This window comes from Anaerobiospirillum thomasii (assembly GCF_900445255.1).
GTDB classification, from domain to species: Bacteria; Pseudomonadota; Gammaproteobacteria; order Enterobacterales; family Succinivibrionaceae; genus Anaerobiospirillum_A; species Anaerobiospirillum_A thomasii.
In genome coordinates, this window is record NZ_UAPU01000005.1 from 1,062,989 (window position 1) to 1,086,964 (window position 23,976).

Here is a 23,976-nt window from a genome sequence, read left to right on the forward strand (position 1 = left end):
AATTAAAACTCAGGACCAAAGGCAAAGTGCAGTCTTACATCTTTTGGCTCATTATCAATGCCCACGCCTACATCCACGCGCAAGGTACCATATGGTGAGATGTAGCGATAGCCAAGACCTGGTCCTACTACAATGTCATCAGAGCTGTAATCATCAGTTGCAGTACCGGCATCGGTAAAGACAGCCAGACGGGAATTGGCTATACCAAATGGAAACTGATATTCAAAAGATGCAGTGCTAAGGTAGCGTCCGCCTTTAAGGCCGCCTTTATTGACAGGGGCCTTGTCAAGATAGCCATAGCCGCGTATGGAATTGTCACCGCCTGCAAAAAAACGCAGTGAAGGAGGCACTGTACGTGCATCAGCTCCCATAAGGACACCCTGCTGCAGTCTTAAAATAAGGCGGGTTGACGGAGTTGGCGAGTAGATACGCTTTAAATTAAGCACAGAGCGTACAAAGGTATAATCAGAAATCTGTGCACTGCCACCTTCAATATCAAAGGAGACAAAATATCCGCGGCGCGGATCTATATTGCCAGAGGTCTCACGGCGTGAGAGAGTAAAAGACGGCATCAGATTCCAGCCATACCCTAGCTCAGATCCCTGCTCATAATCCTCATACTCTGCCTTAAGAGCATAGTCGCGGCGCCATACACCTGTCTGCTTGGCCACATAGTGAAAGCTTAAATGCGATCTGTCCGAGACTGTATCATTGATGTCTGTATGCGTCTGCGAGGCATTTATATAGTAATAATCAAGATTTGGATTGCGACGCGGGATCTTGTAGAAAATATTGGCATCCTGTGTCACAGTTGAGATTTTACTGGTCATATTAAGCTGATGACCTTTGCTGTTTAAAAGCGGCTTTTCCCACTCAAACAGGGCACGGGCACCTTCATCGGTTGAAAAACCGGCGCCCACGCGCATCAGATTTTTACTTTTGCGCTGCAGATTAATCTTCAATGGCACATGTCTGTCGGCAGTTGCATTGTCAACATCAGGCGTAATATCAATTGATTTATAGTAATTGGTATCAGACAGTGAGCTTCTGTACTCATTGATAACACGGGTTGAAAAGTTCTTGCCCTCATTTAATATCATTAAAGTCTCAACAGGCTTTAAAAGCTCTTTAGTCTGCTCATCTGCCACAATCTTGCCAAATTTGTAGCGTGCGCCAGTGTCAAAGATAAGCTCCACATCTGCCACATTCTGATCTTTGTAGACCATGATGCGTGATGAGATGATTTTGGCATCAAAAAAGCCAAGTGTAATGGCATCATTGCGCAGCTTTTCTTTAAGATCCTCGTACTCACCGTGGTTTAATATGGTATAGGACTCAATACCTGCATTTTCTATGGTGCGTCTGAAGGTTTTATATCTTGCGCCCTCACCTATAATCTGTACATCATAAGCGCGGATAAAAAGCGGTTTACCCTTGTCAATCCTGACTACAACCTCATAGGTTTTAAGGCCATTTGCAGCGACTGTATCGGTTTTATTGCCAGAAGCTGTGCCATGGCTTAAAGCCTCCTGCGGCAACTCAACCTTGATGACAGGGTTGTAATAGCCAAGGGCACGCAGTGCAAGACGGGTATTTTCTCTTATCTCGCGGACAAATAATCTGGCTCTTTTTACAGATATGGGCGGCAGAGCCTCAAGTGAGGTCTGTACATTGGTATAAAGCTCATCCTCTACTCCCTCAATGCTGAAGGTTACAGGATCTTTTACCCTGGGCTCTGTCTTTTGAATAAGATCATTGTTTGAAGAGCAGGCTGTGGCAAAAAACATAAACACAAGGCATAAGAGCGACACAAAAGATGATCTTAACCATCCTCTTTTGCATCTTATAGAAAATAATGCAGCATCTGATGCTCTTGACAACACAATAAAGGCCTGTTTTTGATTAAATCCTATCTTAAAAACAAGTATGTTTTAGGCAGGTTTCTCTTTAATAAATATAAGTTTGTATATTAACAGTTTTTATAAAACTGTGCACATTAAAAAAGCACTTTAAATCTTTTTGCCTGTACTCTTTTAAAAGACAAAAGTTACTGTGATCTGTAAAAACACTGACATCACACAAAAGATTAATGCTGATCTCCTATCTTTCTCTTATGAAGATTATTGCTCAGATGAATGAGATAGTGTGAGCATCTCTTTAAAAGATGAGCAAGGCAAATGGGCAGGGTCATGGTCTTCTGATAAAGGTGCTACGGTACAAGGACATAGGCCTCCTTAGTTGATAAAATTTATGACGACCACCAGGCAACCAGGGAATTTTTAACACCTAACACAGTTAACGTTACAATAAGGTCTCAAGTTCCTAGGTATGTCTAATAAGCGCAGCTTTTTTATCATTAAGCGCCCACAGAGCGCATTTACCTTGAAAAAAATTAACATTTATGTAAAATATGTAAGACTTAGCATACAAATTTTACATCTGTAAAAAGAGACTAAGTCAGTCTATCAGCAATCTAATTTGGGGGTCTTTGTGGTCATTACTTCCGCAATCCTTGCACTCGCTGACGGCACAGTCTTTAAAGGTAAAGCATTTGGCGCCAAGGGCGTGACCGAAATAGGCGAAGTGGTCTTTAACACATCCATGACGGGCTATCAGGAAATATTAACTGATCCTTCATATACCAAACAATTAGTAACTCTTACCTATCCGCATATTGGCAACTACGGTACCAATGATGAAGATTTTGAATCTTCAGGCGTATGCGCCCAGGGTCTTATTGTACGTGACCTGTCAATGGTAAGTTCCAATTTCAGATCTCAATACTCTCTTAGCGATTTTTTAGAAAAGCATAAAAAACCAGGTATCTGCGGTATTGACACCAGAATGCTGACCCGCATCATACGTGAAAAAGGTGCACAGAACGGCTGTCTGACAACAGATCCGCGCATTGATGCAGCCAAGGCTGTGGAAATGGCCCGCTCCTTTGAAGGTCTAAAGGGCATGGATCTGGCCAAAGTTGTAACCACCAAGGAAAAATACATCTTTACACAGACTGAGTGGCAGTTAGGCACAGGTTATGGTGAGCTTGAGCAGGGACGCTTTAACGTTGTGGCCTATGATTTTGGCATCAAGAAGAATATATTGCGTATGCTCGCCTCCCGCGGCTGCAATATAACTGTGGTACCTGCAACAACTCCTGCCTCTGAGGTTATTGCCATGAATCCAGATGGCATCTTCCTGTCAAACGGTCCTGGTGATCCTGAGCCTTGTACCTATGCCATCGAGGCTATAAAAGAGTTTTTAGACAAAAAGATTCCTCTGTTTGGCATCTGCCTTGGCCATCAGCTTTTAGGCCTGGCATCAGGTGCCAGAACCATCAAGATGAAGTTTGGTCATCACGGTGCCAACCATCCTGTACGTGATGAGGCTACCTCACTTGTGTATATAACCTCACAGAACCACGGCTTCTGTGTGGACAAGGATACACTGCCAGACAATGTCAAGGTCACCTTTGTCTCATTGTTTGACGGTTCACTGCAGGGCATTGAAAGAACCGATGCTCCGGCCTTTAGCTTCCAGGGACATCCTGAGGCAAGCCCAGGTCCTCATGAGAGCAGCATGCTCTTTGATCACTTTATTGATTTAATGTGCAAGTACAGAAATATCTAAAGCAGGTTGATTAAATGCCAAAACGTACTGACCTTAAAAGTATATTGATTCTTGGTGCAGGCCCTATTGTCATCGGTCAGGCCTGTGAATTTGACTATTCAGGAACCCAGGCCTGTCGTGCGCTCAAGGAAGAGGGTTACAGAGTAATTCTTGTAAACTCAAATCCGGCCACCATCATGACCGATCCTAATATTGCAGATGCCACCTATATCGAGCCTATACACTGGCAGGTTGTTGAGAAGATTATTGAAAAGGAGCGTCCTGATGCCGTACTGCCTACCATGGGCGGCCAGACAGCTCTCAACTGCGCTCTTGATTTAGAGCGTCACGGCGTACTTGAAAAATACAATGTCGAGATGATTGGTGCCAATGCCGACACCATCGACAAGGCTGAAAACCGTGAGCGCTTTGACGAGGCCATGAAGAAAATAGGCCTCTCCTGTCCAAAATCAGGTATTGCCCACTCTTTGGCCGAGGCCTGGGAAGTACAGAGCGAGGTTGGTTTCCCTTGTATCATCAGACCGTCCTTTACCATGGGCGGCACCGGAGGCGGTATTGCCTACAACCCTGAGGAGTTTGAGGCTATCTGCCAGAAGGGTCTTGACAGCTCCCCTACCCACGAGCTTTTAATTGACGAGTCACTTATTGGCTGGAAAGAGTTTGAGATGGAAGTGGTGCGTGACAGAAAGGATAACTGCATCATTGTCTGCTCCATTGAAAACCTCGATCCTATGGGTATTCACACCGGCGACTCCATTACTGTGGCTCCGGCTCAGACATTAACTGACAAGGAATATCAGATCATGCGTGATGCGGCTATGGCCGTACTGCGCGAGATTGGCGTTGAAACCGGCGGCTCCAACGTACAGTTTGGTATCTGTCCAAAGACAGGCCGTATGGTTATCATTGAGATGAACCCTCGTGTATCACGCTCATCAGCCCTGGCCTCAAAGGCTACAGGCTTCCCTATTGCCAAGATTGCAGCCAAACTTGCCATAGGCTATACCCTAGATGAGCTTGGCAATGATATTACCAGTGGCAAGACACCAGCCTCATTTGAGCCGTCAATTGACTATGTAGTCACCAAGGTACCGCGCTTTAACTTTGAGAAGTTCCCAAATTCCAATGACCGTCTGACTACACAGATGAAATCTGTAGGTGAGGTTATGGCCATCGGTCGCACCTTCCAGGAGTCACTGCAAAAAGCTCTGCGTGGACTTGAGACTGGCAAGAACGGCTTTGATTCACGCATTGACATGAACTCAAAAGAGGCCCGCACCAAGGTGCTGCACGAACTTGAGGATGCAGGCGCCCACCGTATCTGGTATTTAGGTGATGCCTTCCGCATGGGTATGACTGTAGAGGAGGTTTTCAACTACACAGCTATTGACCCATGGTTCCTCACACAGATAAAAGATATTATCGATATTGAAAAGTCACTTGACGGCAAGACCCTAAAGGCCATTGACGCCACCTATATGCAGGAGCTCAAGAGCAAGGGCTTTTCAGATGCCCGTCTTGGCGAGCTTTTAAATGTATCTGAAGAGCAGGTGCGCGAGCGCCGCTGGCTGTTTGATATCTACCCTACCTACAAGAGAGTGGATACCTGTGCAGCAGAATTTGCCACCTCAACTGCCTATATGTACTCAACCTATGAGCAGGAGTGTGAGTCAAATCCTACAGATAAAAAGAAGATTATTGTGTTAGGCGGCGGTCCTAACCGTATTGGTCAGGGTATTGAATTTGACTACTGCTGTGTACATGCCTCCATGGCTCTGCGCGAGGATGGCTATGAGACCATTATGGTCAACTGCAACCCTGAGACTGTATCAACAGACTATGATATCTCAGACAGACTGTACTTTGAGCCAGTGACCTTAGAGGATGTGCTTGAGATTGCCCGCATTGAAAAGCCTGTGGGTGTTATTGTGCAGTTTGGCGGCCAGACTCCGCTCAAGCTGGCCCGCGATCTTGAGGCTGCAGGTGTACCTATTATTGGTACTTCACCTGATGCTATCGACAGAGCCGAAGATCGTCAGCGTTTCCAGGAAGCTGTAGAGAAGCTGCAGTTGCTGCAGCCTGAAAACGGCACAGCTACCTCTTTAAATCAGGCCGTAGCTATTGCCTCCAAGATTGGCTATCCTTTAGTTGTAAGACCATCATATGTGCTTGGCGGCCGTGCCATGGAAGTTGTGTATGATGAGGAGGATCTGCGCCGCTACTTCAATGAGGCTGTCAAGGTTTCAAACAAGGCTCCTGTGCTTTTAGACAAGTTTTTAGATCAGGCTACAGAGATTGACGTCGATGCTGTCTGTGACGGCAAGGATGTGATAATAGGCGGTATTATGGAGCACGTTGAGGAGTGCGGTGTGCACTCAGGTGATGCCTCCTGCGTTCTGCCACCATGGCATCTCTCCCGCGACATTCAAAAGCGTATTGCCAATTTAAGCCGCGATCTGGCCCTCGAGCTTGATGTTAAAGGTCTTATGAATGTGCAGCTTGCAGTGCGTGAGGATAAGATCTACCTGATTGAGGTTAACCCTCGTGCCGCCCGTACTGTGCCATTTGTATCCAAGGCCACAGGTCTGCCACTTGCCAAGATTGCAGCCCGTATCATGGTAGGTCAGAGTCTTAAAGATCAGGGTATAACTTCACAGATTAACCCACCTTACTACTCTGTAAAAGAAGTGGTTATGCCTTTCCATAAATTCCCAGGCTCAGATCCTATTTTAGGCCCTGAGATGAGATCTACAGGTGAGGTTATGGGTACAGCCAAGCTCTTCCCTGAGGCCTTTGCCAAGGCACAGCTTGCAGCCTCAAGCCCTGTGGTAAGAAAAGGCCGCGCCCTGCTGTCTATCAGAAATTCAGACAAGCACCGTCTGCCAGAGCTTGGCCGTCTCTTAATTGAGGCAGGCTTCAGCCTCGATGCCACAGGCGGCACCTACAAGACTCTAAAGGATGCAGGTTTGGAGGTTAAGCTTGTCAAGAAGGTCTATGAAGGCCGTCCTAATATTTTAGATGGCATCAAGTCCAAAAACTACGACTGGGTAATCAATACCACAGAAGGTCGTCAGTCAGTACTTGACTCAAGAGCTCTGCGCCGTGGCGCCCTGCAGTACAATATTTCCTACTGCACCACCATGAATGCAGCCTTTGCCGCCCTTGAGGCCGTTTCTGAAAATGAATACAACAATGTCCATTCATTGCAGGAATTACATGCCATGATTAAAGACTAAAACTCTTTAATCAAAAAAGGGCCTGTTTTTGAGTGATCTAGCAAAATTACTCTAAAAGCAGGCCTTTTTTATTGCTCTTTTTACAAAACTTAACTAAGTTTATAAAAAGAGGAGAGTTTATGATAGAAATTGTTACAGCTACGCACAGCGATTTTGAGGCTATAGATGCTATAGCTCAGAAGAATCTTGGCGCCGACTACTATAATGTGCACAGTACCGAAGAGATTGACTACATGCAGGATCTGCATTATGCACAGGGCAGCACTTTAGTATCTGAAGATGACGTGCAGTGTACCTTTGTGGCTAAAGAGGATGGTGTATGCCTGGGCTTTGTCTGTGTCACACAAGAAGGGCCTGAGCTTTATCATCTGACAAAAATCTATGTTACAGCGCCAAGACAGAATAATGGCCTTGGCAGTGCTCTGTTTGACAGGGTTGTCTCTTATATAAAAGAGCGGCATCACAATGAGCAGGTCATACTTGAGCTTAATGTCAGCAGTCACAATAAAAGCGCCAACTTCTATCATCGTGTGGGCATGCACAAGGTGCGCGAGAATATTGTAAGTCTTGATAACAATTTTACCTTTGTGCAGGATGTCTACAGTATGACCATTGACTGTCCATAGTATAGTCGCAAAACAGGCGCTATTGCTACCACCTTTATACTATGTGTGCTAAGTGTTGATTCACTACACTCTGTTATGACAGATCTGAGAGCATAGCTGTATCGCTCTCAGGGGCTGATGCCATGGCGCCGCTTTTTTTACCTATGGCACAGAATATGGCATTAAGCTGGCGCAGATCGCCTATAATACCCACCACAATGGCACTTATATCAGCCCCGTCACTTTCCTGTGTCTGAGCATTCATCTGCCTTATAGTATACTTCTCTGTCATTTTTCTGTACTTTATCTTGCTCTGCATAAGCTGTGATACATACTCATCAGAGCCAGTCATCAGCGCATTTAAGGCAACTGCCAGATTTTCATTGGCATTTTTACAAAGCTTAATCAGATCCGATCGGGCATAGGCCGAGAAATTATGATCCCTGCTGTGATTTAAAAAACTCACATCAGACTGCATTCTTTTTATAAGATCGCTGCCCTGTATGCATGAGATTAAAGCTCCCACCGTCTGATAATAGCCCTCATCATGTGACATCACGCCATCATCTATGGCATTTAGATACTGCCTTACCTTTATAGATAACATCTCAATGACATGCGCCCTTTGCTCAATACGCTGCGAATGCCCTGTCTTGCCTGTAAGTGACAGCTCAAAAAGCTGCAGCATTTCATGTAAAAAACCACCCAGGCGTAAAATCTCCTTTATGGCATTGATACGAGCCAAAGGTGCATTGCCAAGAGCACCAGTATCAAGATACACAGGCTCAGTCTCATCAATACTTTGAATCTTTACATCTGCTATTAAATGCATCAGAGCTTTAGCATACAGTGATGACAGCGGCAGCATCAGAGCCAGTGCACTTAAATTAAAGGTTACATGAAACCAGATAACCTCCTGCGACTCATCCATATCAAGTCTGTAAAAATCACTGCTTTGCAGCAATACTATATAGATTAGTGCCAGCGTGGCTTTGAATAAAAAGTTGCCAAGCATTACTCTTTTAGCCCCTGTTCCCTGACTTAGCGAGCCTAAAATCTCCAGTGCGCAGCTGCCAAGATTGGCGCCTATAACCAAAAATAAGGCAGAGAGCAGATCAAGTGACTGCGCTGCACACAGTGAAGATGTTAAAATCACAGCAGCAAGCGATGAATAGCAGATTATAGCCAACAGCGCACCAAAGATAATGCAGATGGTAAACTCACCACTAAGTGATGAGAGAATTAGCTGCATAGTATTAGACTGCGCTATAGGTCTTGTGGTGCTGACTATTATCTCAAGGGCTAAAAGAATAATACCAAGGCCGATTAAAATACGGCCGGCCTTGCCCACCTTACTTTGTCTGCGGCTCAGAAATAAAAAGATGCCAACAGATAAAAGTACAGGACATAAAAAGGACAGATCAAAGGTTAAGATTCTGGCCATAAGCGCTGAGCCCACATTGGCACCTAGCATAATCACCAAAGATGGGGTCAGTGCAATAAGATTTTTGGATAAAAATGATGATACAAGCATGGCTGTGGCATTTGAACTCTGTACCAGGGCGGTAATAGCCACGCCCGAGAACATCGAGTTTAACATCCACAGCCTTGAGGTAAGGCTTTTGCTTAAAAAGACATTAATCTTGTCACCAAAGGTTCTTAGCATTCCGCTTTTTGTCATGTAGATGCCCCATGAGAGCATAGCTACACCTGATATAAGATTTAATAATGTCAGCATAACCCTACCTCGTTACAAAGTGCTATTTGCTCTCCTGACTGTTGCTTACGTCATCTTTAAAGAATACCAGGAAGGCAACAAAGACAGCGGCGGCAATGGCTCCTGCTATATACCAGAAGCTGTACCACTGTGGCAGACCTGCAGCTGAGGTATCACTTACCTGTGAGTTGAAGATATAGCCGCAGACTGATGAGGCAAAGAACAGACCTACACCGTTTGAGGCAATAAAGCGCAGTGACTGAGCCTGAGCCTTGATATTCTCACCTGCCTTCTTGTCAGCATAAATGTCGGCAACAGAGAAGAAGAAGTCCCAGCAGATACCCTGCAGCACAAGACCTATAATAACCAGCATGGTATTGCCAGAGACTGCAGCTTCAGCAAATAAGGCAGAGCGTATAGCCCAGCAGATCATGCCTGTCATTAAAGTAACCTTAAAGCCAAACTTTAACAGGAAGAATGGAATTAAGAATACAAAGAGCACTTCCATGGCCACGCCAATCTGCATCATAGAAGCGGCATTGTCAAAGCCAATAGCCTTTAAAAATACTGGAATATAGGCGGAGTATGCTGTCTTTGGCACCATGAGCACTAAAATTGAGAGCATCATGATGGTAAAGTATTTGTCTTTAAAGAGCGCAAAGGCATCAAGACATAAAAGATCGCGCATGGAGAACTCACGACCTGCCATCTTAGGTGGAGTATGTGGCAGTGTCAGACAGTAGGCTGACATAATAAGAGCAGTGATAGAGGCTACATACCAGGTCATTACATCACCAGACCAGCCCATCTCGCCAATGAACAGACCTAAGGCTACATAACCTATAGAGCCAAACATACGGATGACAGGGAAGTGACGTGAGCCATCAACGTGAGAGAAGGCAATAGAATTGGTCAGAGCCACTGTAGGATAATAGATAAGGCCTACAAAGAATAAACCTGCAAGCACCATCATCTTGTTCTCACCTACAATAAACATGGAGGTAAGATAGACCACAGCTGCAAGTAGCAGATGCATCAGGGCTAAAACCTTTTCTGTGGCAAAGAATCTGTCTGCCACCATACCTACAAACATAGGAGATAAAATTGTAGCCACACCTAAAACTGCATAGGCGTTGCCAATAATATCAGCCATATTATAGGAACTTAAAACCAGACCCAGGGTTAAAACCCAGGCTCCCTGTACCACATACTGTACAAACATCATCGCCATCAGGCGTGCCATAACCACTTTCATAAAAAATCTCCTAAACGTTTAACTTCAATCCATCAAAGGCAACTTCAATACCGCAGTCTTTAACTCTCTGCTCAATCTCCTCATGAGTCATGGCAGAGGAGTGCGAGACGTGGGAGGCATAGACTTTGCTGTGCTCTGTCAACACTCCCATATCCCTTAATCTCTTGCACTGGGCAAAAAGTGAGGCAAAGTTCAGATGATTGTCGGATTTGACACCTTCAATATAGTCGGCATAGGTGCACTCAAAGACGGCAAGATCGATAGTGTATTTTGCTAAAAACTCAAATGAGCACTCTGGCAGGTAACCGCTGTCCAGGCCATAGAGGAAGGTCCTGCCGTCTTTTTGTATTATGTAGTTGTAGCACAGCTCCATACGGGCATGATTGGCAAGAATAGGGGTTATGGTATAACCCATATGCTCAAAGCTCATAAAAGGAGCTACAACCTTAAGCACAAATCTGTCACCGCCTAAACCGTCAAGCGCATTAAAGGCGCCCTTGATGGCACAGTCATTGCCAAAGACATACATAGGGCTGTCAATGTTATAGCCAAAGTTTACGCATCTTGAGACAAATTCGCCTACATTGAAATGATCAGGATGGGTATGGGTAAAGAGTGTGGTGTGCACGCCTCTTGCGCTAAGCCCCTCACGGGTCAGCTGTGCTGACCACTCAGGTGACATATCAATCTGAATGCAGTCATCAACCATGACAGAGGCTCTGCTTCTTACATTTTTGCCGCCCTGCTCTCTGGCCAGAGTGCAGATCTTGCAGTTGCAAAAAGGATTGGGAATACCCTCTGAGGCTGCTGTACCTAAAAATCTGACTAACATAAAAACTCCTATAACGGTTAAAGACCAGTGGCCTTGTTTACAATATAAACTGCATCATCGTGCAGCTCCTTGGCATGAGAGCTGCTCTTTGATGACTCATAGTAAATCTTGTATAAATTCTCAGTACCAGATGGACGGGCAGAGAAAAAGCCGTCTTCACACACCACCTTGATACCGCCTATATCCTCATTGTTACCTGGGGCTTTGACCAAAACTTTTGTGATCTTGGAGCCTGCCAGGGTATCTTTGCTTATTGAGCTTTCATTTAAGGACTTAAAAGCCTCTTTTTGCTCTTTAGTAATTGGCACATCATCACGGCCGTAGAAAAATTCACCAAAGCAGCTCTGCAAATAGGCATAGTACTCATCAATGCTCATAGAGCTTGCAGCCATGAGCTCGGCACCAATAAGACCTGCTGTAAAGCCATCCTTGTCGGTTACAAAAGGCACACCGTTAAAATCAAGGAAGGAGGCACCTGCGCTCTCTTCACAGCCAAAGACCAGATCGGTTGCAAAAAGCCCCTGAGAGAACCACTTAAAGCCAATCGGGGTTTCATAGACGTTAAAATTGCTGCTTTTTATAATGCTGTCCATCATCAATGAAGCCCCAATGGTTTTACCCACAGCTCTGCCCTGCGGCCACTTTTTGCGGCTTTGCAGCAGATAATGCATCATGCAGCATAAATAATGATTGGAGTTGACCAGACCCTTTTTAGTCACCACACCATGCCTATCGGCATCAGGATCATTGGCTATGGCAAAATCAAAACTGTCTGTCATTGAGGTTAAAGGCTTCATGGTATAAGGAGACATGCAGTCCATTCTGATCTTGCCGTCATAATCGTATGGCATAAAGGAGAAGGATGAGTCTATTCTCTTGTTGACAATATTAAGTCTAATACCGTAGAAATCCTCAATCTCCTGCCAGTAGGCAAGTGAGCTGCCACCCTGAGGATTGACTGCAAGAGCAATATTGGATGCGGCAATTTCCTGCATATTGATGGTTAAGGCCAGATCTTCTACATAGTCATGCTGCATATTTTTAAAATGCACATACTCAGATTTGACAGCCTCATTCCATGGCAGGCTGACGACAGCTTTATTACCATCCTTTAAAATCTCATTGGCCAGTGTCTCAATCTGCCTTGTGTAATAGGTAGAGGCAGGACCGCCGTGAGGTGGATTGTACTTAAAGCCACCGTCCTCTGGAGGATTGTGGGAAGGGGTTATAATAATGCCGTCTGACAATCTGTCACTGTTTAAATTATGTTTTACTATCTGACGTGAAATAACAGGGGTTGGGGTGACTTCAAAATTGCAGGCTACAACTGTATCTACTCTATTGGCGCATAAAACCTCAAGGGCTGTTTTATAGGCACACTCTGATAAGGCATGGGTATCATGGCCCAAAAAGACAGGTCCTGTGTGGCCCCATTTATCTCTTAAAATGACAATGGCCTGGGTTAATGCCTCAATGTGCGCTCTGGTATAGGTGCCATCACGTGAGCTGCCTCTGTGACCTGAGGTGCCAAAGGCTATGGCATATTTGTCGTTGCTGCGCTCTATTTTATTTTCATAATATAAAGATACAACATCTGCAATGTTGACCAGATTGAAATTGCAGGCCTCAATACCTGCTTTGCTATCTACTGTCATAATCTTTACCTGTTTTGAACACACGATGAAGATTAAAACACTGTGTTGATAAAATTTGTGATTATAATCACGTTTAATTTTAGACTTTTTTGCCACATTTTATACTACAATAATTTTAATTTTCTCATTTATTACAATAATTTATTTATAGTATGATTAAATATATGTGTAGTATAAGATTAAATTTACTTAAAGTTTATACTACAGACATTTACGCGTAAAAATTAAACAATCACGATTAACAAGGTATTTTTTGACTTCATTTTTTTATTATATTCCATTTATATCTGTAGTATAATTTTTTTAATAAAATTATACTCATTATGTGCTTCACATACATCTTTTATTGCCCATTATCTGCAGGTTGTATATGGCTATAAGATTTAGACTGATAAAGGCCGCCAATGGTCTTGAATATGGCTCCATCGTCTCAGGCTACAGAGATCCTGTCACCAAAAAAAGTACAACGCGCTCTTTAAAATCCTATGGTCATGTCAGCCAAGAAAAGCTTGCCGATCCTTTGTTTTTATCGCAGGTGCGTCATGATATAAATTACTTTAGCTATCAGCTGCAAACAGAGGCTAAAAAGACACAGACCCTGACACCATCTAAAGTTGCTCGCTCTTTTTTGCGCATTAACTACAGCTTTTTTGCCCTGCGCTATGTCTATGAAAAGCTAAAATGCGATCAGATAATCACGGATTTGAAGGCTTACAGTTCCATTGAAAACTTTGAGGATCTGTTTTTTTATATGACAGCAGAGCGTATCAATGATGATGAGTGTCAGTTTGTAAGCCCTGAGCGCAATCATATCTTTGATTTTAGCCATATTCTTCTAGATAAAGCCCCGCAGGCTCTGACCTTTTTAGCCTCAAGGGCCTATCAGATCTCAAGACAGCTTAATAAAAATCTTGTTATGCACAATCTTGTAGATAAAAGCAATGTCACCTATTATTTAACAAAGCTTAATTTCCAGCATATTAAAAACTCACCCTTAAACGGTGCGCTTATAGAAAATCAATGTGTTTTAGGTCTGACTTTAGATGGCAATTACATTCCTCTTGACTATCATCTCAATCAGATCCTGCCTGGTGATAAAATCAACCGCGATGATATGCTAAGCCGCGTGCTCTATGTTAAAAACACCACAGCCCGTTATGCCTCTTTTACCTTTGTGGCCGACACCGAGCTTAATAAAAGAGAGTATATCTATCACCTTGAAAAGGAAAAGTGTCCTTACATTCTATGCTCAAATCTCTACAAGCTAAGTGTACGCAGGCAGTCACTGCTTCTCAAGGGCAAATTTAAAAAAGGACGCAGTGCCGACGGTGACAGCTCCTGGCGCTACAGGCAGGTAAAGGAGCCTTTGACCATAAGGCAGTTTGGCAGCCGCATAATACTTGACTGTAAAATATTTATTATCTATTCAAAGAGCAAAAGAGCCCATGATCTGTGGCGTCTTGAAAAGCAGTGGCGCGCCGCCTCCAATCTTGTGGATATGTCAGATCAGGATATAAACAGCACAGGATTACTTGATGAGGAGCTTTTATCAAGCTCACTTATGCGCTTTATAAAATTAAAGCACTCAGCCCCGGGACTTTTGAGTATTGATCATACTCAGTACTCAAAATATGGCGTCTTTGCAGGCTACTTTGTGGTTATAACCAATCTTGAGAGCAATATTGCCTCTATCTATCAGAAGCTCAAAAAGCTCTGGGATTTTAAAGAAAGCTATAGAAATCCAAATCTGCCAGATGTCAGACATGGCAGTCATTTAAATTACCGCGATCTTATGGCAGGACATTTCTTTTTAGCCAATTTCTCTAACATTATTAAAAGATCGCTTTTGTGTCTTTTGCAGACAAAAAATCTACATCTAAACTCCAAGCAGCTCAAAAGAGCCATGCATGACAATGCCCTGTGCTTTGTCAAAGACAAAAAGAGCGGTGAATATCTGGTGCTTAAAAATACTATAGCCGAGCCAGATGATTTGGGCTATAACTCCATGGATCTTATTATGCAGGCCCTCTCTTTGCCTGTATTTGATGCCATTGAGAATATTGAGAGCTACAAAGTGGCTGTACGCGAGCATATAAGATCAAAAACTATGCATATAAATTCCTCAGTACTATAAATTTAATTTTTTTTAAAAGTGACACAAAGCAGATAAATAAGGCTGATTTTTAGACTTTTAGGTTCAGTGTCATGATTTTTATTAAATTTTTTTAAAATTAGTGCTTGCAATTGCAAAATTATTAAGTATAATGGGCACCACAATTTGGATGGGTGGCAGAGCGGTTGAATGCAACGGTCTTGAAAACCGTCGAGGGTTTACGCCCTCCGTGAGTTCGAATCTCACCCCATCCGCCACGAGCACTTTTTAAAAGTGCTTTTTTTTTTCGCCCGCAGTTTTTGCCCCCGCTATAATTCTTTAATACCAAAACACACTGCAAAAGCCTAGCCCATGATCAAGCCATAGCTTTGTGCCTTAGGGTTATTTAATTTTCAGATCTGCTATACCTTTAAATCCTTTTTATAAATAAAACATTTTTGAATATGCCTTCGCTCACCTGCAATACTAAAATCAAGCTCCTGTTCAAAACATGCTGTGTAGTTATGTCTCTGATAGAAGGTGTAATTGCAGCTCTCATCGGTTAAAAGATAAAGACATGGCTCATGGTGTAAAAAGGCAAGGCGCTCGCATACCCTTATAAGGTGACTGCCAAGACCTTTGAGCTCTTTATCACTTATAATAAGCAAAAGCTCACAGCCTTTAATCTTATTCTGCAGGACAATGTCGTGCATATAGGCATACTGCTCTTTGTATTTTTCATCATAGGCATAATCGCTGCTAAGGTAGGAGAGTCTTTTACAGCTAAAATCAAGCAGCTTTAAGACAGGACCAAGAAAGGCCGTCTTAAGCCATGAGATCTTATCTTTGTTATGGTGAGCAGCTAAAAGCACGAGGGCATGTACTTTTTTACCCTCAGCTGCCACAAAACACAGATTTGAGTCTTTAAGGCAGCTTATAAAATAGCGTGCTGCGAGCATAAGCTTGTAGCGCATAGGGCCATCATCATTTAAATACCAGGCACTGCGCACTAAAGATGCACACTGATACAGATCTTTACAGCTAAAAGATCTTAATCTTACTCTCATATTATCCTCATTTTGTTATCTGCACCTGTAATCTGCCTATGGCCTCTTTTAAGACAAATGTGATATTTATGTCCCAAAAGCCGATTAACCATTTTAATTTAAAATGAAAATTTGTTAACGTTCTTTTTTAGTGCGACTGTTTTTGACATGGTCTCAATTAAATTCTGTAAGGACATATTAAATAAAATATTTTATTTATCATATATTTAAATAAATTATTTGAATTTTTAATGCTATTTTGATGACTTTGTACAGGGACTTTTTAGCTCAAAATTAAACTTTTTATCAAAAACCCATATCCATTTGGGTGCAATTTTTAAAAAATAAGCATTTTTTTTGCGCAAAACCTGCTTTTTTTAGTTAGTCTAGCTTATTTTTATTGCACACAAGGCGTATAGAGTTTACATTAGTGACGTGGTTTAGATCACATATTTTCAATCTAATGGAGAATTAAAATGTCTTATTCACAACAGATCTTTGAAGAGCTATCCAGCCGTTACCCATATCAGCCAGAATTTTTACAGGCAGTTCAGGAGGTTTTAGTAACCCTGCAGCCTGCCCTCGATAAAAATCCTGCCTATCAGAAGCACAAGATCCTAGAAAGAATCACCGTACCTGAGCGTTCATTCCAGTTTAAAGTTGAGTGGCTTGATGACAAAGGTGAGATCCAGGTTAACCGTGGTTACCGTATTCAGTTTAATTCTGCCATTGGTCCTTACAAAGGTGGTCTGCGCTTCCACCCTACTGTAAATGAAAGCGTATTAAAGTTTTTAGGTTTTGAACAGATTTTCAAAAACTCACTGACTGGTACCCCAATCGGTGGTGCCAAGGGCGGTGCCGACTTTGATCCAAAGGGCAAGTCAGACAATGAAATCATGCGTTTCTGCCAGGCCTTTATGGTACAGCTCCATCGTTACATCGGCGCTACTATTGATGTGCCAGCCGGTGATATTGGTGTAGGCGGCCGTGAAATCGGTTATTTATACGGAGCCTTCAAGCGTCTGACCACATCATATGAAGGTGTGCTAACAGGCAAAGGTCTGACCTATGGCGGCTCACTGGCCCGTACTGAGGCTACAGGCTATGGTACTGTATACTTTGCTCAGGAGATGTTAAAGACCCGTGGGGAGAGCCTTGAGGGTAAGGCCTGTGCAGTCTCTGGTGCCGGCAACGTAGCAATTTACTGCTGTCAGAAATTAAAGCAGATTGGTGCTATCCCTGTTACTGTATCAGACTCACGCGGCATGATTTATGATAAAAACGGTATTGATGTTGAGATCCTGCAACAGGTCAAGGAAGTTGAAAGAGCTTCACTGACCCGTTATGCTGAGCTCGTACCTACCGCCAAGTACACACCTGTATCAGAGTATGCACAAGGTCGCAACAATGTATGGTCAGTACCATGCTATGCAGCCTTCCCATGTGCCACACAGAATGAGCTTAATCTTGAGGATGCAAAGTGTCTGCTAGCAAACGGCTGTAAGTGCGTAGCAGAAGGTGCCAACATGCCTTCATCAATTGAAGCTATCAATGCCTTCTTAGCATCAGGTATTGCCTACGGCCCTGCCAAAGCAGCCAACGCTGGCGGTGTTGCCACCTCACAGCTTGAGATGGAGCAGAATGCAGGCATGTGCTCATGGACCTTTGATGAGGTTGACAGCAAGCTACATCAGATCATGGTCAACATCCACAACAATGCCTATCAGACCTCAATTGAGTTTGGTGACAAGGGTAACCTCGTTTTAGGTGCCAACATTGCAGGATTTAGAAAGGTTGCCGATACCATGATTGCTCAGGGCGTAATCTAAATCACTACCTCATATAAAATTTAAGACAACTCCAGTAAGCCATGCTGTGCATGGCTTATTCTTTTTCTCAATAACATTTAAAAAGTACAAAAATGTATGCAATCTAAAATACAAGTTATGATCTAAGCCAAATTTTTCACTTACAAAAGTCAATGTTTTATAAATTATTTTTTATATATAAATCAACATTTTATTTACTTGTATTTCACGCATCTGGCCTGACAATCAAAACGTAGTCGTCAATAAAACTTATAAATAACAGCATTTTAATCACAAAAAAGATCTGAAAATAAATACTTTTTTTGACAAAAGTTAGAAAATATAAAAATATTGTCCACTAATTATTATGTACATTTTCTTCGTGTATTCGGAGTTTTTTTATGATTAAGGCCTTTTTAAATTTAAAAGTCAGAGTAAAGCTGATTTTACTATTCTCTGTCATTATTATTCTTACCACCATGGTCTCTGGCTATACTGCCAAGAAAATGTATGACTCTGTATTAGTTGCAGACAAAGTGCATGATACTCTTGAACTGCGTTATGGCATAACAGATGCTGCACAGGATGCCCTTTTTGACCTGCATTCTATGATTCAGACTGCTATTAAAGAAAAAGAAGTTGATTCAAGGGCCGTTGAAGAATATATAAAAAGAGCACAGGAGACTCATGATGCTCTAATATCACAAGGCTATGAAAAACAGATTGGCACAGTTAAGGACAATCTTAAAAAATACATCACTACCTACAGAAATGAGCTTATATATTTAATTGACTCAGGTCGTGTACGCGAGGCACAGGATGCCTATGACAGACGTCTTAACAACTATGTTGTCAGCAGCTTCCATAACCTACAGGACGCTGTAGGCATGCAGATTGCCATTGCCACCGAGCGTGCCAATACCCTCTCATCATACAAACCTATCTACTATATTCTGACCCTAGCTGCCATTGTTAATATATTTTCACTTCTTGCAGCCTTTGTGGTCTCTGCCAATATCGATATGAATTTGCGCTACTCCATCGACAAGGTAACTCAGATGGCAAATTCAGATCTCTCAGAGAAAATTGTGGCCAGTACCACTGATGAGTTTGGTATTCTTAACCAGAATCTTGAGAATATGCGTGTAAAACTCAACAACAAGATTTTCAATATTGTAACCACTGTAGGCGATCTCTCACTCAGATCAGACACCATGCGTACAAGCTCAGAGCATATCTCAGAGCTGGCCCACAACTGCGAAAACAGAGCTATTACAGTAGCTGCCGCTACCGATCAGATGTCATCAACCACTGTTGATATTGCCAAGAACTGTCACAATGCCAATGATGCTGCCAACAAGGCTCGTGATATTACACAAGATGGTGTAGCAACTGTGGAGGAGACTGTAAACTCTATTCATGATCAGGTTTCGCAGACTAAAAAGGATGCTGATCATATTGCCACCCTGCTCACTCAGGCTCAAAACATTGGCTCTATTGTAAATACCATTGAGGAAATTGCCGCACAGACCAACCTCCTTGCTCTCAATGCCGCAATTGAGGCTGCCCGAGCCGGTGAGGCCGGACGTGGCTTTGCTGTGGTTGCCGATGAGGTACGTGCTCTTGCCTCAAGAACCTCACGCTCCACACAGGAGATTTCCAATATGGTCAATAATATTCAAAATGATGCCAATGTGGCCTCAGAGTCTATGGCTCTTAGCGTCAACAACATGGACAATGTGGCTCAAAGAGCTGCCAAACTACAGGATATTCTGCAGAATATTATTGAGCATGCCCAGAATGTTAATACTCAGGTGGCTCAGATTGCTACAGCTGCTGAGGAGCAGACTGCCGCTACTGCCGAGATCTCAACCAACATGCAGGATGTAACCAATATTGCTCAAGAGGTTGCCGAGCAGTCAAGCACCAACAATGATTTTGTGGTCAAAGCCTCAGACACGCTCAATCAGGTTGTAGCAGATCTCTCCGAGTTTAAGATTAAAGCCTAGTGCTCTTAGTTTTTTGTACAAGTTCAAAAGCCGCATTAGATTATGCGACTTTTTTAGCTCAAGCCTTTTACATTTGCAAAGTGCCAGTTAAGTGATTATGACAGGAACACAAATAGGCTCTTAGCTACATCCTAACCTTACTAATAGCAAGGCGCTCAAGGCTAACTGTAGCTGTCTTCTTATGGCTTTATACAGGGATTTTAGGCATAAAAAACCTGCACAAAAGCTAATTTCGTGCAGGCAGAGCACATGATGTGATTTTAGATCTTCTGCAGATCCAAAACTTCTTTCATAGAATAAAGACCAGGCTTTTTATCTGCAAGCCACATGGCAGACTGCAGAGCACCGCGGGCAAAGGTGGCACGGGATGAGGCCTTGTGATTTAAAGACACTATCTCACCATCTGTGCAGAACATCACCTCATGATCGCCTACAATATCGCCACCGCGGATTGAGCTAAAACCTATAGTGCCATACTGTCTGGCACCTGTAATACCATCACGGCCTGATACCATAACATCACGCAGCAGCACATTGCGTCCGGCGGCAGCTGCCTCACCCATAGCCAGAGCTGTACCAGATGGACAGTCTACCTTATAGCGGTGATGAGCCTCAACAATTTCAATATCGGCATCCTGCATAATAGATGCAGTCTTTTTAATAAGTGATAAAAGTATATTGATACCTACAGAGAAGTTGGCTGCAAAAACAATTGGTATGTGTTTGGCATAGTCTTTAATCAGAGCCTTTTGATCATCATCAAAACCAGTGGTGCCAAGCACTACCTTAACATTATTGGCCTTGGCATACTCAAGTACTGACAGTGAACATTCAGGACGGGTAAAATCAATAAACAGATCAGGCACAGAGCTTAAAGCTGATGGGTTGCCGACCACCTCTACATTACAGCCAAGAGGCAGAGATGATGGATTTCTGTCAATACCGCATACAACTTTCAGACCATCCATACCAAGAGCGCTGTCCCACAGAACATGGCCCATACGTCCTGAAATTCCGACAATACCTACTTTAAGCATTTACAGCTCCTTTATCATTTTTATCAGGTGTGAGTTTTCAAGCCTAGATTGTACAAAGTTATGGCGCTGATAAAAAGCTATTGCACTAAAATTGTTCACTTCTACATCAAGAACCAGCCTTTTACCACCGTTTTGGCGCACCAGCTCTTCTGCCTTTAAAATCAGAGCTGTGCCTACACCACGTCTGAAAAAGTCCGGTCTTACATAAAAAGTCTGAATATAGGGTCTGATTCTGCTGCCATCCATACTTAAAAAACCAACAGCCTTGCCTGATGCATCATCAAAGGCCAGAAGCACCCTATGGGTTTTTTGCATATAACGGCACAGCCAGATGGAAAACATTTCTTTAAATGAAGGGCTCCACGGCTCGGCTCTTACCTCATACGGCAGTGCCTTGCATTCAATTGAAGCCACTGCCGAGAGATCCTTTAAGCGCGCCCAGCGTACTGTATACATAGGCTATGACTCAAGCAGTGAACGAGCTGACTTTAAAGTATCCTCTGTCACCACATTGCCACCCATCATACGTGCCAGCTCATCCACGCGACCGTCAACATCGAGCAGATCTATTGTAGACTGCACACCATCAGAGCTGTTGAATTTTGCAACAAGATAGTGGCTTGTAGCCTTGGCAGCCACCTGCGGCAGATGGGTTATGGTAATAACCTGTACCTTGTGGCCTAAGGTCTTTAAAAGATCGCCTACAGATGAGGCTGTACGTCCTGAGATACCTGTATCGACCTCATCAAAGATTAAAGTCTGACAGCTCTCCTGCTTGAGGCTTAAAACCTCGATGGCAAGAGCCAGACGGGACAGCTCACCGCCTGAGGCCACATCACCTATGGCACGCAGCTCCTGTCCTCTGTTGGCACAGAAGATAAAGCTTACATTATCCCTGCCCTCGGCACGCGGCTTGCACTCATTATCCACCTCAATGCTGACCTTGAATATGCCATCTGGCATAGCCAGAGTATGAATCTTGTCTGTAACCTCAAGTGACATGCGCTCTGCAGCCTCATGTCTTTTGTCACTAAGCTCCTGACTCTTCTTTTCATAAATATCGCGCAGGGCTTTGACCTCAGCTGTCTTGGCGTTGATTTTATCTTTTAGCAGTAAAAAGTCGTCTATACGCTGCTGCAGCTGCTCTCTTTGCAGATACAGCTGTGAAGGAGCCACCCCAAAACGGCGTGAGAGCTCATGGCATTTGGACATTTTCTGCTCAATTTCAATTGAGCTTTGAGCTATACTGCTGCCAGCAATATCCGAAAGCATCTCCCTGGCATCGGCAAGATAGGATAAGGCATTGTTAAGATTTTCAATTACAGGAGCTATGGTGCCTTTAGCATAATTCTCCACTCTTACCAGATCAGAGAGTCTTGCATTTAAAATATCAATAATATTGCTCTCATCATTATCAAGCGCACCCAGAGCCAAAGTTACAGCTGAGTTTAAATGCTCTCTGTGCACCAGTGAGTCAAATGTTTTTTCAAGCTCCTCATAATCGCCCTTACCAAGCTCCAGGCGGTTTAGCTCCTCAAGCTCATGACGCAACGATTTGTAAAGAGCTGCCTCATCCTTTTGCAGTGTGGCAAGGGCTGTAAGCTCACGTCTTTTGACATTATAGGCATTAAAGGCAGCCTGAAGATCTGCACTTTCCTTTTCTAAACCTGCATAGCTGTCTAAAACCTTAAGCTGATTTTTCTCGTCAATAAGCTTGATGGAAGCATGTTGTCCGTGTATTGACACAAGATAGGCAGCAAGCTCCTTTAGAACACTTATGGTACTGCTTTGTGAGTTGACAAAAGCCCTTGATTTGCCATCGCGCTGTATCACACGGCGCAGCACCAGCTCATCTTCATTATCCTCATTTACAAGCTCAAGCTCTGTAAGTCTTGCCTTTAAGGCTGCATTATCTTTGATAGAGAAAATGGCACTGACCTGGCATTTGTCCATACCATCACGTATGACAAGAGAGTCAGCCCTGGCGCCGAGCACTAAAGACAGAGCATCGACAATAAGTGATTTGCCAGCTCCGGTCTCTCCTGTAATACAGGCCATACCTTTGTAAAAATCAATGTGTGAGGCACTAGAAAGAGCCAGATTGCTTACATCAAGATGCTCTAACATGTTTTATCCTAATTAAAATAACTGCTGTCCCCAGCCTAGTTTCTGGCGCAGCACGCTGTAATAGTCATAACCTTCAGGGTGGATTAAAGTCAGCGGTGTCTTGTGCTGACAGATGGACACGGTGCAGTTGGTATCGCCGCGTATGGTAACCTGACCGTCACAGTTGATATTGATCCACTCAGGAGTCTCAGGTCTTTCAAAATCAATTCTTACAGCAGATGAACCTGGAATAATAATAGGTGAGCAGTTAAGTGACTGCGGGAACATAGGCACCAGTGACAGCACATCAAGATGCGGCTCAATAATAGGACCGCCTGCTGAGAGTGAATATGCTGTTGATCCTGTAGGTGTATTGACAATGATGCCATCACCACGCAGTGAATACATAAAATTATCATCAATGCTTACAGAAAACACCATCATGTGCGCCAGCATACCTGAGTGAATGACGGTTTCATTGGTGGCAAGAGACTGTCCTACAAGCTCACTTGCACCATCTTCATTCTCACGTGTGACTCTGACATCAAGCATCATGCGCATTTCTTTGGTATAACGGCCTGCCACAATGGAGGTTAGAGCCTGATGCAGCTGTGAAGGAGACACATCGGTTAAAAGTCCAAGATGGCCACGGTTGACTCCAAGCACTGGCACATTAAGATCCACAAGTGTTCTTGCAGCTCCAAGTACAGAGCCGTCACCGCCTACAACAATGATCAGATCCTGATTTTGCATCTGCTTTCTTGAAATGCATGGTACCTCAGGAATGTTAAAACCTACAGAGGTATTCTGATCAAGATAGGCTGTAACACCTAAAGACTGTAAAAATGAAGCTATCTCGCGTATGGCGCCTGCAACAGGACGCTTATAGACTTTTGATACAATAATGGCTGACTTGATTGGTTTGTGCTTGCTTTCTTTATCCAACAT

General features: G+C 43.4%; 17 protein-coding genes and 1 tRNA gene. 8 read left to right on the top strand and 10 right to left on the bottom strand.

The window, feature by feature from the left end:
- Positions 1-2: 2 nt before the first annotated feature.
- The gene (locus DRZ93_RS04740; RefSeq protein WP_113745972.1) at positions 3-1,787 is read right to left on the bottom strand and encodes an autotransporter assembly complex protein TamA; all 1,785 of its coding nucleotides are present in this window, start codon (positions 1,785-1,787) and stop codon (positions 3-5) included.
- On the opposite strand from DRZ93_RS04740, the gene DRZ93_RS13865 reads away from it, so the two are divergent.
- The 4 genes from DRZ93_RS13865 to DRZ93_RS04755 all read left to right on the top strand — a co-directional run bounded on the left by DRZ93_RS13865 (position 1,774) and on the right by DRZ93_RS04755 (position 7,492).
- Positions 1,774-1,902: a hypothetical protein gene (locus DRZ93_RS13865; RefSeq protein ID WP_281268105.1), complete on the top strand. Its 129-nt coding sequence runs from the start codon at positions 1,774-1,776 to the stop codon at positions 1,900-1,902. The two genes, DRZ93_RS04740 and DRZ93_RS13865, sit on opposite strands and share 14 nt — an antisense overlap.
- A 588-nt stretch (positions 1,903-2,490) precedes the next feature.
- A complete protein-coding gene (gene carA, locus DRZ93_RS04745; RefSeq protein ID WP_113745973.1) occupies positions 2,491-3,630 on the top strand; it encodes a glutamine-hydrolyzing carbamoyl-phosphate synthase small subunit in 1,140 nt (379 codons plus the stop codon).
- Positions 3,631-3,644: 14 nt separating this feature from the next.
- Entirely contained in the window at positions 3,645-6,866 is a 3,222-nt protein-coding gene (gene carB, locus DRZ93_RS04750) for a carbamoyl-phosphate synthase large subunit (protein WP_113744997.1), read from the top strand.
- 119 nt (positions 6,867-6,985) lie between these two features.
- Entirely contained in the window at positions 6,986-7,492 is a 507-nt protein-coding gene (locus DRZ93_RS04755; RefSeq protein ID WP_113744998.1) for a GNAT family N-acetyltransferase, read from the top strand.
- 73 nt (positions 7,493-7,565) lie between these two features.
- Here DRZ93_RS04755 and DRZ93_RS04760 read toward each other — a convergent pair whose 3' ends face one another.
- Genes DRZ93_RS04760 through DRZ93_RS04775 form a run of 4 tightly spaced genes read right to left on the bottom strand, consistent with a single transcriptional unit; the run spans position 7,566 to position 12,930 of the window.
- A complete protein-coding gene (locus DRZ93_RS04760; protein WP_113745974.1) occupies positions 7,566-9,209 on the bottom strand; it encodes a Na/Pi cotransporter family protein in 1,644 nt (547 codons plus the stop codon).
- Between the two features lie 22 nt (positions 9,210-9,231).
- Positions 9,232-10,443, bottom strand: a complete 1,212-nt coding sequence (locus DRZ93_RS04765) for an MFS transporter (protein WP_113745975.1) — start codon at positions 10,441-10,443, stop codon at positions 9,232-9,234.
- 10 nt (positions 10,444-10,453) lie between these two features.
- Positions 10,454-11,275 carry an MBL fold metallo-hydrolase gene (locus DRZ93_RS04770; protein WP_113745001.1) on the bottom strand — a complete coding sequence of 274 codons (822 nt, stop codon included), beginning with the start codon at positions 11,273-11,275 and terminating at the stop codon, positions 10,454-10,456.
- Positions 11,276-11,292: 17 nt separating this feature from the next.
- Complete coding sequence (locus DRZ93_RS04775) at positions 11,293-12,930, bottom strand: phosphohexomutase domain-containing protein (RefSeq protein WP_113745002.1); 1,638 nt, start codon at positions 12,928-12,930, stop codon at positions 11,293-11,295.
- A 370-nt stretch (positions 12,931-13,300) separates the two neighbouring features.
- On the opposite strand from DRZ93_RS04775, the gene DRZ93_RS04780 reads away from it, so the two are divergent.
- Positions 13,301-15,064 carry a hypothetical protein gene (locus DRZ93_RS04780; protein ID WP_113745976.1) on the top strand — a complete coding sequence of 588 codons (1,764 nt, stop codon included), beginning with the start codon at positions 13,301-13,303 and terminating at the stop codon, positions 15,062-15,064.
- Between the two features lie 146 nt (positions 15,065-15,210).
- Positions 15,211-15,300, top strand: a tRNA-Ser gene (locus DRZ93_RS04785).
- A gap of 144 nt (positions 15,301-15,444) precedes the next feature.
- On the opposite strand, the gene DRZ93_RS04790 is transcribed toward DRZ93_RS04785, so the two are convergent.
- On the bottom strand, positions 15,445-16,089 hold the full coding sequence (locus DRZ93_RS04790; protein WP_113745004.1) for a GNAT family N-acetyltransferase: 645 nt from the start codon (positions 16,087-16,089) through the stop codon (positions 15,445-15,447).
- A gap of 455 nt (positions 16,090-16,544) precedes the next feature.
- Between DRZ93_RS04790 and gdhA the strand changes: the two genes are divergently transcribed.
- Positions 16,545-17,897 carry an NADP-specific glutamate dehydrogenase gene (gene gdhA / locus DRZ93_RS04795; RefSeq protein WP_113745005.1) on the top strand — a complete coding sequence of 451 codons (1,353 nt, stop codon included), beginning with the start codon at positions 16,545-16,547 and terminating at the stop codon, positions 17,895-17,897.
- A 380-nt stretch (positions 17,898-18,277) separates the two neighbouring features.
- The gene (locus DRZ93_RS04800; RefSeq protein WP_113745977.1) at positions 18,278-19,885 is read left to right on the top strand and encodes a methyl-accepting chemotaxis protein; all 1,608 of its coding nucleotides are present in this window, start codon (positions 18,278-18,280) and stop codon (positions 19,883-19,885) included.
- Between the two features lie 260 nt (positions 19,886-20,145).
- On the opposite strand, the gene dapB is transcribed toward DRZ93_RS04800, so the two are convergent.
- Genes dapB through DRZ93_RS04820 form a run of 4 tightly spaced genes read right to left on the bottom strand, consistent with a single transcriptional unit; the run spans position 20,146 to position 23,976 of the window.
- Complete coding sequence (dapB, locus tag DRZ93_RS04805; RefSeq protein ID WP_113745978.1) at positions 20,146-20,922, bottom strand: 4-hydroxy-tetrahydrodipicolinate reductase; 777 nt, start codon at positions 20,920-20,922, stop codon at positions 20,146-20,148.
- A complete protein-coding gene (locus DRZ93_RS04810; protein WP_172458051.1) occupies positions 20,923-21,336 on the bottom strand; it encodes a GNAT family N-acetyltransferase in 414 nt (137 codons plus the stop codon).
- 45 nt (positions 21,337-21,381) lie between these two features.
- Complete coding sequence (recN, locus tag DRZ93_RS04815) at positions 21,382-23,049, bottom strand: DNA repair protein RecN (RefSeq protein WP_113745979.1); 1,668 nt, start codon at positions 23,047-23,049, stop codon at positions 21,382-21,384.
- A gap of 12 nt (positions 23,050-23,061) precedes the next feature.
- A complete protein-coding gene (locus tag DRZ93_RS04820; RefSeq protein ID WP_113745018.1) occupies positions 23,062-23,976 on the bottom strand; it encodes an NAD(+)/NADH kinase in 915 nt (304 codons plus the stop codon).